At 69.4% G+C, this 12,880-nt stretch carries 14 protein-coding genes; 2 read left to right on the forward strand and 12 right to left on the reverse strand.

Translation table 11 applies throughout. The features are described from left to right. Positions 1–16 precede the first annotated feature (16 nt). From ACRSBM_RS12390 to ACRSBM_RS12425, 8 genes are read right to left on the reverse strand one after another with little or no spacing between them, the layout of a single operon-like run. Positions 17–784 (reverse strand): SDR family oxidoreductase, encoded by a 768-nt coding sequence (locus ACRSBM_RS12390; protein ID WP_434443061.1) that lies wholly within the window; start codon positions 782–784, stop codon positions 17–19. Beyond that, positions 784–2,196: an NAD-dependent succinate-semialdehyde dehydrogenase gene (locus ACRSBM_RS12395; RefSeq protein ID WP_434443063.1), complete on the reverse strand. Its 1,413-nt coding sequence runs from the start codon at positions 2,194–2,196 to the stop codon at positions 784–786. Before ACRSBM_RS12395 ends, ACRSBM_RS12390 begins: the two co-directional genes overlap by 1 nt. Positions 2,197–2,207: 11 nt before the next feature. Next, positions 2,208–3,101: an NAD(P)-dependent oxidoreductase gene (locus ACRSBM_RS12400; protein WP_434443064.1), complete on the reverse strand. Its 894-nt coding sequence runs from the start codon at positions 3,099–3,101 to the stop codon at positions 2,208–2,210. Then, a complete protein-coding gene (fae, locus tag ACRSBM_RS12405) occupies positions 3,098–3,598 on the reverse strand; it encodes a formaldehyde-activating enzyme (protein WP_434443066.1) in 501 nt (166 codons plus the stop codon). Before fae ends, ACRSBM_RS12400 begins: the two co-directional genes overlap by 4 nt. A gap of 2 nt (positions 3,599–3,600) precedes the next feature. Further along, a complete protein-coding gene (locus ACRSBM_RS12410; RefSeq protein WP_434443068.1) occupies positions 3,601–4,518 on the reverse strand; it encodes a glycine betaine ABC transporter substrate-binding protein in 918 nt (305 codons plus the stop codon). 29 nt (positions 4,519–4,547) lie between these two features. Then, a complete protein-coding gene (locus tag ACRSBM_RS12415) occupies positions 4,548–5,303 on the reverse strand; it encodes an ABC transporter permease (protein WP_434443070.1) in 756 nt (251 codons plus the stop codon). Further along, positions 5,300–6,271: an ABC transporter ATP-binding protein gene (locus ACRSBM_RS12420; RefSeq protein WP_434443071.1), complete on the reverse strand. Its 972-nt coding sequence runs from the start codon at positions 6,269–6,271 to the stop codon at positions 5,300–5,302. The genes ACRSBM_RS12415 and ACRSBM_RS12420 overlap by 4 nt, the downstream gene beginning before the upstream one ends. Continuing rightward, a complete protein-coding gene (locus ACRSBM_RS12425; RefSeq protein ID WP_434443072.1) occupies positions 6,264–6,917 on the reverse strand; it encodes an ABC transporter permease in 654 nt (217 codons plus the stop codon). Before ACRSBM_RS12425 ends, ACRSBM_RS12420 begins: the two co-directional genes overlap by 8 nt. Positions 6,918–7,027: 110 nt before the next feature. Here ACRSBM_RS12425 and ACRSBM_RS12430 point away from each other — a divergent pair, with 110 nt between their 5' ends. Continuing rightward, complete coding sequence (locus ACRSBM_RS12430; protein WP_434443074.1) at positions 7,028–7,864, forward strand: IclR family transcriptional regulator; 837 nt, start codon at positions 7,028–7,030, stop codon at positions 7,862–7,864. Between the two features lie 35 nt (positions 7,865–7,899). Here the strand turns inward: ACRSBM_RS12430 and ACRSBM_RS12435 are convergent, their stop codons facing one another. Genes ACRSBM_RS12435 through ACRSBM_RS12450 form a run of 4 tightly spaced genes read right to left on the reverse strand, consistent with a single transcriptional unit; the run spans position 7,900 to position 12,280 of the window. Further along, the gene (locus tag ACRSBM_RS12435) at positions 7,900–8,469 is read right to left on the reverse strand and encodes a hypothetical protein (protein WP_434443076.1); all 570 of its coding nucleotides are present in this window, start codon (positions 8,467–8,469) and stop codon (positions 7,900–7,902) included. Further along, entirely contained in the window at positions 8,456–10,069 is a 1,614-nt protein-coding gene (locus tag ACRSBM_RS12440) for a substrate-binding domain-containing protein (protein ID WP_434443077.1), read from the reverse strand. Before ACRSBM_RS12440 ends, ACRSBM_RS12435 begins: the two co-directional genes overlap by 14 nt. Then, positions 10,066–11,208 carry a toxic anion resistance protein gene (locus ACRSBM_RS12445; protein ID WP_434443079.1) on the reverse strand — a complete coding sequence of 381 codons (1,143 nt, stop codon included), beginning with the start codon at positions 11,206–11,208 and terminating at the stop codon, positions 10,066–10,068. Before ACRSBM_RS12445 ends, ACRSBM_RS12440 begins: the two co-directional genes overlap by 4 nt. Before the next feature lies 1 nt (position 11,209). Further along, the gene (locus ACRSBM_RS12450; RefSeq protein WP_434443081.1) at positions 11,210–12,280 is read right to left on the reverse strand and encodes a hypothetical protein; all 1,071 of its coding nucleotides are present in this window, start codon (positions 12,278–12,280) and stop codon (positions 11,210–11,212) included. 168 nt (positions 12,281–12,448) lie between these two features. Between ACRSBM_RS12450 and ACRSBM_RS12455 the strand changes: the two genes are divergently transcribed. Beyond that, the gene (locus ACRSBM_RS12455) at positions 12,449–12,772 is read left to right on the forward strand and encodes a YciI family protein (protein WP_434443083.1); all 324 of its coding nucleotides are present in this window, start codon (positions 12,449–12,451) and stop codon (positions 12,770–12,772) included. Positions 12,773–12,880 lie beyond the last annotated feature (108 nt).

Consider the following 12,880-nt stretch of genomic DNA (forward strand, 5'->3'; position numbering starts at 1 on the left):
GCCTTCGGGAAGAGAGTCAGCGGACGAGATAACCGCCGTCGACCACCAGCGTGTGGCCGTTGACGTAGTCGGAGGCGCGGCAGGACAGGAACACCAGCGCGCCCATGAGGTCGCTCGGATCGCCCCAGCGGCCGGCCGGGATGTGGTCGATGACCCGCTGGTTGGTCTCGGGGTCCGACCGGGTGGCCTCGGTGATCTTCGTGGCGAAGTAACCGGGCGCCAGCGCGTTGACCTGGATGTTGTGCTGTGCCAGCTCGTCGCAGTAGGCCTTGGTGAACCCGGCGATGCCGTGCTTGGTCGCGGCGTAGGCGGGGGACTGGCGGCCGCCCAGGAACGAGAACAGCGACGCGATGTTGATGATCTTCCCGGACCGTTGCGGGATCATGTACCTGGTCGCCTCGTGGGCCAGTTCGAAGGCCGCGGTCAGGTTGACCGCGATCATCGGGTCCCACTTGGCGCGGTCGAAGTTCTCCACGTCGTCGAGCAGGCTGATGCCGGCCGAGTTGACGACGATGTCGACAGAGCCGAACTGCTCGAAGCAGGCGTCGACGACGGACGCGCACGCGCCAGGGGCCGTGATGTCCGCGGTCATCTCGGCGAACCGCTGCCCTTGCGCTTCAACGAGTTTCTGCGTCTCACCGTCGTCGGAGACGAGGCTCGGCACGAACACGTCGGCCCCGGCGGCGGCCAGGCCGAGCGCGAACGCCTGACCCAGCCCCGTGTTGCCGCCGGTGACGATCGCGCTCTTTCCCTTGAGGGAGAACAGATCCAACCCGAAATCCATTACGCACTCCCAAACGGGTCGGACACCGCGACATAAGTGGTTTCGAGGTACTCCTCGATGCCCTCGGCGCCGCCTTCCCGGCCGATGCCCGAGTGCTTGACGCCACCGAACGGAGCGGCGGGGTTCGACACGATTCCCGTGTTGAGGCCGAGCATCCCGGTCTCCAGCGACTCCGCGAGCCGCAGACCGCGGTCGAGGTCACGGGTGTAGGCGAAGCAGACCAGCCCGTACTCGGTGGCGTTGGCCAGCCGGACGGCTTCGTCCTCGGTGTCGAAGGTGACGATCGGCGCGACGGGACCGAAGATCTCCTCGCTCAGCAGCCGGGCGTCGGCGGGCACGTCGGTGAGCACGGTCGCCTCGTAGAAGAAACCCTTGCCCTCCAACGCGATCCCGCCGAGCACGACCTGGGCGCCGCGGTCCACGGCGTCGTCGACGAGTTCGGTGACCTTCGCCCTGGTCCTGGCGTCGACCAAAGGGCCGAGCGGGTAGTCCTTCATGCGCTCGGCCAGCTTCGCCGTGAACTCATCGGCTACCGAGGCGTGCACGAGGAACCTGTTCGCCGCCACGCAGGCCTCGCCGCCGTTGCGCAGCTTGGCGAGCACCGCGCCGTCAGCGGCCGCGTCGACGTCCGCGTCCTCGAAGACGAGGAACGGCGCGTTGCCGCCCAGTTCCATCGAGACGCGCAGCACCTGGTCGGCGGACTGCGCGATCAGCTTTCTGCCCACCGCCGTCGACCCGGTGAACGACAGCTTCCGCAGCCGCGGATCGGTGAGCAACGGGCCGGTCACCGCGCCCGGATCGGTCGTGGTGATCACGTTGAGCACGCCCGCCGGCAGCCCGGCCTCCGCCAGCACCTCGGCGAACAGCAGCGCGGTCAACGGCGTGAGCTCGGCGGGCTTGAGCACCATCGTGCAGCCCGCCGCGATCGCCGGGGCGATCTTGCGCGTGGCCATCGCCAGCGGGAAGTTCCACGGCGTCACGAACAGGCACGGCCCGACCGGCCGCTTGACCGTGACCAGGCGGTTGCGGCCGTCCGGAGCGGTCGTGAACCGGCCGGAGATCCGCGGCGCCTCCTCGGAGAACCACCGCAGGAACTCGGCGCCGTACGCGACCTCCGCCCGTGACTCGGCGAGCGGCTTACCCATCTCCGAGGTGATGACCTGGGCGAACTCCTCGGTCCGCGCGGTCACCAGCTCGAACGCGCGCCGCAGGATCTCGGCACGGGCCCGCGGAGCGGTCCTGCCCCACGCGGGCTGCGCGGCTACGGCCGCGTCGAGTGCCCGCACACCGTCCTGGGGCGTGGCTTCGGCAACCGCGGCCAGAACCTCCTCAGTGGACGGATCCAGCACCTCGAACGTGCGGCCGTCGCTTGAATCGAGCCACTTGCCGTCGATGTACAACTTGGTGAGCATGGCGTGTCCCCTCACAGCCTCAGGTCGACCCCGATGAGGTCCTCGTAGAGCTTCACCGGGGTCATCTCGCCGGCCCGGTCGCCGTAGGTGGCGCGGGCGCGGCGGAAGATCTGCTCGACGAGCGCGGACAGCTCGGCGGGTACCCCGACCGACGCCGCGAGATCGGTCGACAGGCCGAGGTCCTTGCAGGCCAGCGCGATCGCGAAGCCCTCGTCGTAGTCACCGTGGTCCAGCACGGACAGCACGTCGTGTTCCACGAAGTTGCTCCGGGCCGGGCTGTTGACGAGCGCGTTGCGCAGCACACCCAGCTCGACCCCCGCCTTCACCCCGATCGCCAGCACCTCGGCCGTGGCGACCAGGTGCGAGAACCACAACTGGTTCAGCATCAGCTTCACCGTGTAGCCCGCGCCGTGCGCCCCGACGTGCAGGATGCGTTCCTTTTCACCCATCGCCTCGAACACCGGCCTCAGCCGGGTGACGTCATCGGGGTCACCGCCGACGAAGATCTGCAACGTGCCGTTCGCCGCGCCCACGGACATCCCGCTGACCGGGGCGTCCAGCACGTGCAGACCGGTGTTGGACTTGCGGATCTCGTCCGCCACCTCGGGAACCGAGGTGGACATGTCGATCCACGTGCCGCTCGGCACCATCCCGGCGAGCACACCGGCCCGGCCGGTCATGACCTCGTGGACGTGCTTGGGCGTGGGCAGCATGGTGATCACGAGGTCGCTGTCGGCGGCGACCTCGGCGGGCGTGCCCGCCCACCTGGCGCCGCCGGCGACCAGCTCGTCCGCCGCCTCGCGGCGGATGTCGTTGACCACCAGGGAGAACCCGGCCTTCTGCAGGTTGCGGGTCATGCCGGCACCCATGCTGCCGAGTCCGACGAAACCGACGGTGGGAGTCACGCTCTCTCCTCAGGGGGCGTGTAGAAGGGGTTGCTCGGGGACGCAGCCAGCACGTCTTTGAGAAGCGGCAGGTCGGAGGCGCCGTTGGCCAGCGCCGTCCGCGTGGCTTCCCGGTTGTTGCGGTACACGGTGTCCGCGTCGTCGGCGCCGGGGTTGACCCAGACCGCCGCGATCAGCACGTGCGTCGAGGTGTCCGGCTCCGGGATGCTGCCCTCGGCCACCGCGTCGGCCACTCCCGCGGCGACACCGGCCTGGGCCGGACCCCAGATCAGCAACCCGTGGTCGTCGTTCGCGGGCGCGGCCTTCGTGACGAACAACGTCATCGGCTTGACCGGCAACGAAGGTCGCAGCACCGCCACGAACGGGACGTGGCCTTCGCTTGGTGTCGCCAGAGCCGTGGCCCACGCGGTTCCCGCGGGCCCGTCGCGATGGCCGAGCACCGTGTTGATGTGGGCGGCGTTGACGCCCTCGCCGACGAAGCTCTCTCCGATCCGCATGATCAGATCAGCCCCTGCGCGGTCAGCCACTCCTGCGCGACCTCGTCGGGCTCCTCGCCGTCGACGTCGACCTTGGCGTTGAGCTTCTGCATCTCTTCGGTGGTCAGCTTGTCCGCCATCGGCTTGAGCACGTCCGCGATCTTCGGGTGGCTCTTGAGCACGTCGGCCTGCAGCGTGAACCCGCCCTGGTAGATCGGGAAGAACGACTTGTCGTCCTGCAGCACGGTCAGCCCGAGCGCGGCGATGCGGCCGTCGGTGGCGAACACCTCGCCGAAGTTGCAGTCCCTGCCTTCCTTGGTGGCGGTGTAGATGACGCCGGTGTCGAGCAGCTTCACGTTGTCCTTGGGCGCGTCGAAGCCGTACGTCGCCGAGACGCCGGGCCAGCCGTCGTCCCGCGTCGAGAACTCGCTCTCGATGCAGAACGTCCGCTCGTTCGCGGGCAGCTTGGCGATGTCGCTCATCTTCGAGACGCCCAGCTCCTGCGCCTTCTCGTTGCGGATCGCGAAGGTGTAGGTGTTGTTGAACGGCGCGGGCGCGACCCACGCGATGCTCTTGGCCTCGTCGGCCTTCTTGACCGCGTCGAACTGCTCCTGCTCGGTCTTGAGCGGCTGGGTCTGCTTGTTGTAGGTGATCCAGGACGTGCCGGTGTACTCCCAGTAGCCCACGAACTGCTTGTTCTCCAACGCCTGCCGCACGTTCGCCGAGCCCACCAGCTTGGTGTTGGCCTCCAACGTCGCGCCGTGGGCGTTGAGCAGCTTCGTGGTCAGGTGGGCGAGGATGTACTGCTCGGCGAAGTCCTTCGAGCCGATCTGGCCCGACAGGCCCGCGAGGTCGCTGGACTTCGCTTCGGTGCTCGCGTTGGGGGACGAACAGGCGGCCAGCCCGAGGGCGAGCACACCGATGAGGGCGCGCTTGTACATGGGAGGTCCTTACGGCGGAGGAGGGGTACTTACAGACCGCGGGGGCGGACGAGGTCCTCGACGAGGCCGGCGGCCCAGTCGATGAGGACGGCGATCGCGGCGACGAGCACGGCGCCGACGACGATCACGGGGTAGCGCTGGAGCTTCAGGCCGTTGACGATCATGTCGCCGAGCCCGCCGGCGTTGATGAACGTCGCGATGGTGGCGACGCCGACGGAGAACACGAGAGCGGTCCGCAGCCCGGCCAGGATCACCGGTGAGGCCAGCGGGAGCTCGATGCGCCACAGGACCTGGCGCGGGGTCATGCCCATGCCACTGGCGGCCTCGCGGGTGGCGTGGTCGACCTGTTCGAGCCCGGTCAGGGTGTTGCGCAGGACGGGGAGGAAGCAGTACGCGACGAGTGAGATGAGGGCGGTGTAGAAGCCGGTCTGCCACACGATCGCCAGCAGGATCACCACACCCACCGCCGGTGTGGCCTGGCCGATGTTGCCGAGCCCGATCACGAACGCCCTGACCGCCTTGGACTTCACCCGGTAGGCGGCGATGCCCGCCGGGATCGCCAGGAGCGCGACGAGGGCCGACGAGGCCACGGTGAGGACGAGGTGTTCCTGCGTGCGGTCGAGGAGGTAGGTGGTGTTGAGCGTGCGCTGTTCGATGGAGTCGAGCGTCAGCGTGCCGACCCACAGGAACAGCACGGTCAGGGCCGCGGCGACGGCCAGCGGGGTCGCGAGCCGGCGCAACGCCATCCGGGGAGTGGCGGGGAGCTGCGTGGTGTGGGCGGTCATGACGCCTCCACCGGTTGCCTCGACCTGTGCAGGGCGGCCGCGATCCTCGCGTGGGTCAGCGATCCGTTCGCACCCGACACGTTGACCCGCTCCGCGCCCGTCACCATCAGCAGGTCGAGCGCGTCCCGCAGCGAGGCGTCCGCGTCGACCGCCGGCGCGGACGCGTCCGGTGCGTCGAGCTCGACGTCGGAGGTGGAGATCAGCGCCAGGCGCATGAGACCGGCGCCGTGGCCGATGAAGCTCGAGACGTAGTCGTTGGCGGGGTCGGCCAGGATGTTCGCGGGCGTGTCGAACTGCTCGATCTGGCTGCGTTCGCTCAGCACCGCGATCCGGTCGCCGAGCCGGACTGCCTCGTCGAAGTCGTGCGTGACGAAGATGATCGTCTTGCCGATGTCCGCCTGTAGCTTAAGGAACTCGGCCTGCAGCTTCTGCCTGGTGATCGGGTCGGTGGCGCCGAACGGCTCGTCCATCAGCATCACCGGCGGATCGGCGGCCAGCGCCCGCGCGACGCCGACGCGTTGCTGCTGACCGCCGGAGAGCTGCTTGGGGTAGCGGTGGGCGAACGTGCCGGGGTCGAGCTGGACGGTCCGCAGCAGCTCGTCGACCCGCTCGCTGGTCCGCTCCTTCGACCAGCCGAGCAGTTTCGGCACGGTGGCGATGTTCTCCGCGATCGTCATGTGCGGGAACAGGCCGATCTGCTGGATCACGTACCCGATGTGGCGGCGCAACTCGTTGGGGTCCAACGACAACACGTCCTGGCCGTCGATCGTGATCGACCCGCTGGACGGCTCGATGATCCGGTTGATCATCTTCATCGTCGTGGTCTTGCCGCAGCCCGACGGGCCGACGAACATGACCAGCTCGCCGGGGTCGACCTTCAGCGTGAAGTCCTCGACGGCGCACTGCTGCTGACCGGCGTACTGCTTGGTGACGTGGCTCAGCTCGATGCCGACTCCAGGCTCAGACACGGAGACCCCTCGAGGTGCTGTAGCGGGCGATCAGGACGAAGGCACCGTCGATCAGCAGGGCCAGCAGCACGACACAGAGCGTGCCGGTGAGCGCGAAGTTGAGCGCGTTGACCGAGCCGAGCGAGGACAGGCCCTTGAAGATGTAGAAGCCGAGACCGGGACCGGCGACGTAGGCCGCGATCGCCGCGATGCCGACGGTGAGCTGCGCGGCCACCCGGATGCCGGTGACGATGAGCGGCCACGCGAGCGGCAACTGGATGCTGAGCAGCGTCTTCGTCGGCGTCATCCCCATGCCGCGGGCCGACTCGATGAGGTGGGCGGGCACCTCCCGCAGGCCGACCACGGTGTTCCGCACGATCGGCAGCAGCGAGTAGAAGACCAGCGACACCACCGTGGGCGCCCACCCGAGCCCGAGCACCGGGCTGAGCAGGGCCAGCAGCGCGAGCGACGGGATGGTGATCGCGATGCCGGCGGCGGTGAGCACCGCCGAGCGGGGGATGTCGCGGTCCCACACCAGCAAGCCGAGCAGAACGCCGAGGACGGTGGCGATGGCGAGGCTCAAAGCCACCACGGCGAGGTGTTGCAGCGTCAGCGTGACGAGATCTTCCCAGCGGCGGGCCAGGAACACGTCGAGCGAACCGGACACGGGGCCTCCTTTCGGCGTCGGTGCCGATGGCCGGGAACGGTAGAATTTCCGTGGTCTTATGCACAACTGCTGTTGGCAATATGGCAACGTGCCTCGTAGGGTGCCGCTTCATGCAGGGATCACGACGCAACTCCGCAGGCCTGGCTCGCGACATCGAGGTGCTGGAGGTGCTCGGCCGGCCGGAAGCCGTCGAGGCCGGCGGCCTCGGTGTCGTCCGGATCGCGACCCTCGTCGGCAGGGACAAGACGGTGGTGTCGCGGACGCTCGCGACGCTGGCCGAGAGCGGGCTCGTCGAGCGTGACCCCGAGTCCCTGAGCTACCGGCTCGGCTCCCGCCTGTACGCGCTGGCCGCGCGGACGTCCGAGGGCGCACTGGCCTGGAACGCGCGCGGGCGCCTGAAGCACCTCGCCCAGGTGACCCGCGAGACCGCGCACCTGTGCGTGCTGCGGGGCGGGAACGTGCTGACGTTGATGAGCGAGCTGAGCCCGAACCGCTTCCACACCACCGGGTGGGAGGGCGTGACGACCGCGGCGTGGCGCACCCCGTCGGGCCGGGCGTTGATCAGCGACTGGGACCTGTCGTCACTGTCGGTCTGGTACGCCGAGCACGGCCACGACCAGGCGGTGCTGGAGGCGGGGGAGCGGGCCGACGCGCAGTTCGCGGTGCTGGAACAACCTTCGCCGCGGCCGAACTCCATCAAGGACCTCGACTCACTGGTGGCGGAGCTCAAGCGCGTGCGGGAGCGCGGTTACGCGACGTCCGACGAGGAGCTGGAACGGGGCGTGGTCGCGGCTTCCGCGCCGGTGTTCGACTTCACCTCGCGGATCGTGGCTGCGTTGAACGTGTCGGCGCCGAAGGAGCGGATCGGGACGCAGCTCGACAAGCTGGGGCGGATCGTGTCCGGGGCGGCTCGCGATCTCTCCACCGCCCTCGGTTTTCCCGGCTAGGGCGGGAATATCGCGGACGACCGCTCAGCTGGGTCTCACCTGTCACGGTCCTCGAGGTAGCGGGTGTGGTCGGCCTGACGCTGGGCGTCCGCCGAGTGGAACCGTTCGGCGGTGCGCACCGCGTCGGCGTGCAGCAGGTCGAGTTGCCGCACCAGTTCCGTGCCGGAACCTCGCGCGGCGGCGTACCACCACGGCAGGTTCAGGTAGGACTGCACCGCCAGCGGCAGGTCGGTGGCCACGAGCCGGGTGACGGCGTGCAGGGCGTCCGGGTCGGCGCGCAGCTCGCGCGGGCGGTCCAGCATGCCGCGCAGGACCTCGGCGACCTCCGCGAGCTTCGGCGGGACCTCACCGGGCACGCGGAGACCTCGCACCCGTTCGACCAGCGCGTCCAGCTCCGACCGCAGCGCGCCGGCTTCCTCCTCCGGGTCGGTCACCAGGGTGATCCGCTCGGGTGGCGCGGCCAGAGCGCCGACGCCGTAGAGGCCGATCACCACCAGCACCCAGTAGGAGCCGGCGAGCCCCGCGAAGTGCAGGCCCAGGCCGGTCAGGCCGCCGACGCAGCCCGCGAGGTTCTTCCAGGAGGCCAGGTATCTACTGATAGCCACGGATCTCCTTGAAGGCGGCCGAGAGCGAGCGGCTGCGGGCGTCGAACACCTTGCCACCGCTCATCTTCGCCAGCCGGTCCATCTCGGCGGTCGCGCTCTCGCCGAACAGCACGGGGAAGATCGGGATGCCCTTGAGGTTCTGCGGCAGGCCCGCGTGGAACCGCTGGAAGTCGTCGACGTTCTCGCTGCCGGTGTTCTCGCCGTCGGTCATGAGCACGATCGACGTGAACCGGTCGGGGTCGGCGTCGATCTGCTGGCGCAGCACGTCGTAGCCGCCGCGCAGGCTGCTGTAGATGGCCGTGCCGCCGGAGGCGTCCAGCGCGGTGGCGGTGGTGCGGATCTGGTCGAGGACCGGACGCGGGTCGTCCTGCGGCACCTCGTACTTCATCGCCGGGCGCGCGCTGCTGCTGAACGGCACCAGCGTCACCTGCTCGCGGCTGTGGAACCTGTTGAACTTCCCGGCGAGCGTGGAGTCGGCGCCGGTCAGGCCCACCAGCGCCTGGCGCAGGCCGTCGATGCGGTCGCCCTGCATCGAACCGGACGTGTCGAGCACGTAGAGCGTGCGCGACGGGCGGCGCAGCTGGTCGAAGTACGTCGTGATGAGACCGTCCACAGCGGACTGACTGCCGGGGAACGGCAGTTCGACCAGGTCCCGCACGGTGAACTTCGCGTCCGGCTGCACCTGCGGCACGGCCGGGCGGCGGTGCGTGGTGTCCATGATCCTGCGCTGGACGTCCTGGCCGCGCAGGTGGTCGGACAGCTTCTGGTGCGCCGCACGGGCTTCCGAGGTCGCGGACGTGAGCAGCGTGAGCGGGTAGTCCGCGGTCACCACGCCGTCGCTCGGGTAGATCAGCGTCAACGGTTCGGGCAGCGTCGCGTTGAGCGACAACAATACGGACTCGTAGTTGATCAGACCGTCCACTTTGGTGCCGGGGTCCTCGCCCCTGGCGCGCCGGGCGTAGGCCTCCGACAGCCAGCCGGACGAGCCCGCGGACAGGGTCTGGGCCGAGAAGAACTGCTTGAGCTGCGGGGCGACGGCGTCGATCCGCGCCGCGTCGAGGGCGGAGCCCGAACCGGACAGCGCCGCCGCGACACCGACCAGCGCGGAGAAACCGGAGTTGGAGGCGGACGGGTCCGTCATGCCGTAGGTGAACCTCTGCGCACCGGCCGCGGTGGCGATCTCGGCCCAGCCGACCCGCCTGCCCTCCCAGCCCAGTTCGCGGACCTTCGCCGCCGGCAACCCCAGCACGACGGGAGAGGACATCACCCTGGCCGGCGTGCCGAGCCGTTTCTGGGCCTCGGGCACGAGCTCGAGGTAGCGGTTGGAGGAGAACCAGACGGCGTCGAAACCCTGTTCGGCGCTGCCGCTCGCGACCTTCTCGGCGCCCTCGATGGTGCCGGTGAAGCTGAACTTCACGCTGACCCCGGTCGCGCGGGCGGCCTCGTCGAGAACGGGTTGCAGGTCGGCGAGCTCACTGCCGGCCAGCACCCGCAGGACACCGGGCTCGGGGTCGCCGACGGGTCTCGCCGGATCGGCTTCGTCGGAACATCCCGCGAGCAGTGCCAGAGCGGTGACCGCGGGGACGAGGCGGCGGATCATGCTTGCTCCTCAGCGCCGCGGACGCGGCTCAGGTGGTCGTGGGCGCGCCGGATCTCGGCGTCGAGCGCGGTCACCGTGCTCGACAGGGAGTCGGCCGCGCGGGCCTTGAACGTGTCGATCGCGTCGATCGCCGCGTAGATCTGGTCGAACGAGGTCCGCACCGCCTCGACGCCGACGGCCGGTGTGGCCGCGATGCGCTGGATGTCCTGTCCCTGCACCGACATCAGCGTCGCGTTGGACCGCAGGAGGGAGTCGGTGAGCCCGCGCACGGCGTCGACCTGGTCGATCACCTCGCGCTGCCCGGCCAGTGCCGCCGCGACCGCCACCCCGATCCGCAACGCCGTGACGGTCGTGCCGACGGCCCGTTCGACGCCCTTGATCAGCTCGTCGTTGTTGCGGCGCACCACGTCCAGCGCCAGATAGCCCTGCGCGCAGACGGCGAGCTGGGTCAGCAGGTCCTGATGCCGTTGCCGCAGCCCGAACAGCACGTCGGCGCGCAGCGCCTGCGCGCGGTCCGGTTCGGCCAGGTCGAGGATCGCGACCTGCCGCTGCACCGCCTCGTCCATCTCGGCGGCCAGCGCGGCGTCCTGCGACAGCGTGGTCATCAGGTCCCACAACCGCTGCCGCTCGCCCTTGATGGCGGCGTTGTCGCGCTTCAGGGCGTCCTGGCTGGACCGCAGCCGCAACACGATCCGGTTGATCGGCTCGTCGGCCGCGCGCAGCCTGGCCAGCAACCCCTTCGCCGCGTTCCCGCCGGGGAGGAACCCGAGGATCTTGCGGCCGGTCAGCTTCGTGATGTCCTGCGGGTCGAGCTCGCGCACCGAACGCCGCAGCTCGGTCAGGCTCGTGGACATCTGCGCGCCGTGAGGTGAGGAGGCGGACGCGAGCGTGCGGTCGAGCAACCGGCCCGCGATCTGCGCCGCGACCCGCATCTCCGCCTCGCCGAGCACGAGCGCCTCGTCCACGATCCGGCCGAAGTCCGGCGACTGCGGGTCGACGGCGCTCAGTGCGGAGACGAACTCCTGCGCCCGTGACGACAGCGCGGCCTTGGCCTCGTCGGCGACGGGGATCAGCCCGGCGGCGCGGCCGACCGGCACGGGCTCGACGGGCTCCGGTGGCGTCAGCACGAAGTCGGACACGTCAGTACTGCTTCGCGATCGCTTCGAGCATCCGCTCCAGCGTCTCGTGCGCGGGCGGTTCGACCACGTCCACGATCGTCTGCGGCACGGTCAGGTTCTTCTCCTTGACGATGTCGGCGAAGTGCCTGGGATCGGCGGTGCGGAAGCCGAACGTCGCGGCGAGCCTGCCCAGCTCGGCGTCGCTCTGGAGCAGCTGCCCGACCTTGTCACCGGCGTCGCGCAGCGGTACGAGCGTGTGCTTGGACAGCACCGTCGGCGCCGGGTAGAGCAGCTTCATCTCCGGCCGGATCGTCGAGTCGCCCCGCACCACCCGGTCGGCGAACTGCGCCTCGTACGCGAGCACCAGCGGCGTCTTGCCCATCCCCGCGGACAGGTAGTCCTCGAACGGCCCCTCGGTGCTGCTCTGCGTGTAACCCTGGTCCAGGAACAGCTTGGACACCGACGGCAGCACCTTGGCCTCGGCGTCCGGCGTGCTCACCACCCCGCCGTTGGCGACGAACGACGTGATCGCGAGGTACATCGCCGCCGAGTTCGAGTCACGCGGGTCGGTCGTGGTGACCAGCAGGTTCTTCCGCGCGGGATAAGAGGTGTTGCCCGGCAGCTGGTCCCACCGCGTGCCCCTGGCCGCGATGTCCAGGTACGCCTGCACGTCGAACGTCTGGTAGCCCGGCCCGGCCTTCACCACGCCCGCCTTCGTCAGCAGCTCGACGATCGGGTCGAACGTGGCGACCACCATCGGCGACGAGAACGGCGCGTACGTCCGCGCGGCCTTGCGGTCCCGCTGGATCTTCTCGGCCGCCGGCGCACTCGACGGGAAGGCGAAGTCGTACGAGTTCAGGTCCGCGGCCGTGGCGATCTGCCGCGAACCCGCCGGATCGACCTCGATCACGAGCCCGTGCTTCGCGAACACGTCCTTGACCCGCTGGTCGGCGAAGAAGGCGAGCTTCTCCGAGCCGATCACGCCGCGCACGGTCGCCAACTGGGCTTGCTTCTCGCCCTGACCCAGGACGATGGCCGTCACGACACCCACCAGGAGCACCACCGCCAGGCCGATGCCGAGCGTTCTCTTCACTGTTCACCTCTGCCGGAAACCCTGTCGAGAAACAGATCTTTCGTTACTTCGACGGGTTTTCCCGGTGCTGCGTGGCAAGCGTGGGGTGAACAGTCGATGAACGGCCCGATGAGTTCCGCGCGCTGCCGGAGTCGGTACCGGTGAAGGCTCGAGACAGGAGGATCAGCGATGCCGAAGTTCGTGACCATCGGGTACGGCGAGCGTGAAGGATATGACCGAACCTCTGCGGCTGTTCGCGAGGAGGCGCACGAGCACGACGAACGACTGAAGGCGGCAGGCGTCGAGATGGGGATCGCCGGTGCGCCCGTGCAGGTTCGCAATCACGACGGCGCCGGTACGTCCGTGGAGGACGGGCCTTTCCTCCGAGCCGCTCTGCCGGTCGCCGGGTTCGCGATCTTCGAGGCGGACTCCGTGGAGGAGGCCGTTCGCATGGTGGCCGGGACCCCGTGCGCGGTCGCGCACGGAGTCGTCGAGGTGTGGCCGCTGAGCTGAATCGCCTTGCCGGCACCCGTGCCCGCAGCCCGCCCATTCCGTCCGGCAGTGAGGTTGATGGGGGGAGCGTTCCTCAACCTGAGGTTTGGGAAAGCTCCCCCATCAACC

The sequence above is a fragment of the Lentzea xerophila genome (assembly GCF_051094245.1).
GTDB lineage: Bacteria > Actinomycetota > Actinomycetes > Mycobacteriales > Pseudonocardiaceae > Lentzea > Lentzea xerophila.

Excerpts from the sequence above, each read along its gene's own strand:
- ACRSBM_RS12395 (WP_434443063.1), bottom strand. The coding sequence starts at position 2,196 with ATGCTCACCAAGTTGTACATCGACGGCAAGTGGCTCGATTCAAGCGAC.
- ACRSBM_RS12455 (WP_434443083.1), top strand. The coding sequence starts at position 12,449 with ATGCCGAAGTTCGTGACCATCGGGTACGGCGAGCGTGAAGGATATGAC.
- ACRSBM_RS12415 (WP_434443070.1), bottom strand. The coding sequence starts at position 5,303 with ATGACCGCCCACACCACGCAGCTCCCCGCCACTCCCCGGATGGCGTTG.
- ACRSBM_RS12410 (WP_434443068.1), bottom strand. The coding sequence starts at position 4,518 with ATGTACAAGCGCGCCCTCATCGGTGTGCTCGCCCTCGGGCTGGCCGCC.
- fae (WP_434443066.1), bottom strand. The coding sequence starts at position 3,598 with ATGCGGATCGGAGAGAGCTTCGTCGGCGAGGGCGTCAACGCCGCCCAC.
- ACRSBM_RS12430 (WP_434443074.1), top strand. The coding sequence starts at position 7,028 with ATGCAGGGATCACGACGCAACTCCGCAGGCCTGGCTCGCGACATCGAG.
- ACRSBM_RS12440 (WP_434443077.1), bottom strand. The coding sequence starts at position 10,069 with ATGATCCGCCGCCTCGTCCCCGCGGTCACCGCTCTGGCACTGCTCGCG.
- ACRSBM_RS12390 (WP_434443061.1), bottom strand. The coding sequence starts at position 784 with ATGGATTTCGGGTTGGATCTGTTCTCCCTCAAGGGAAAGAGCGCGATC.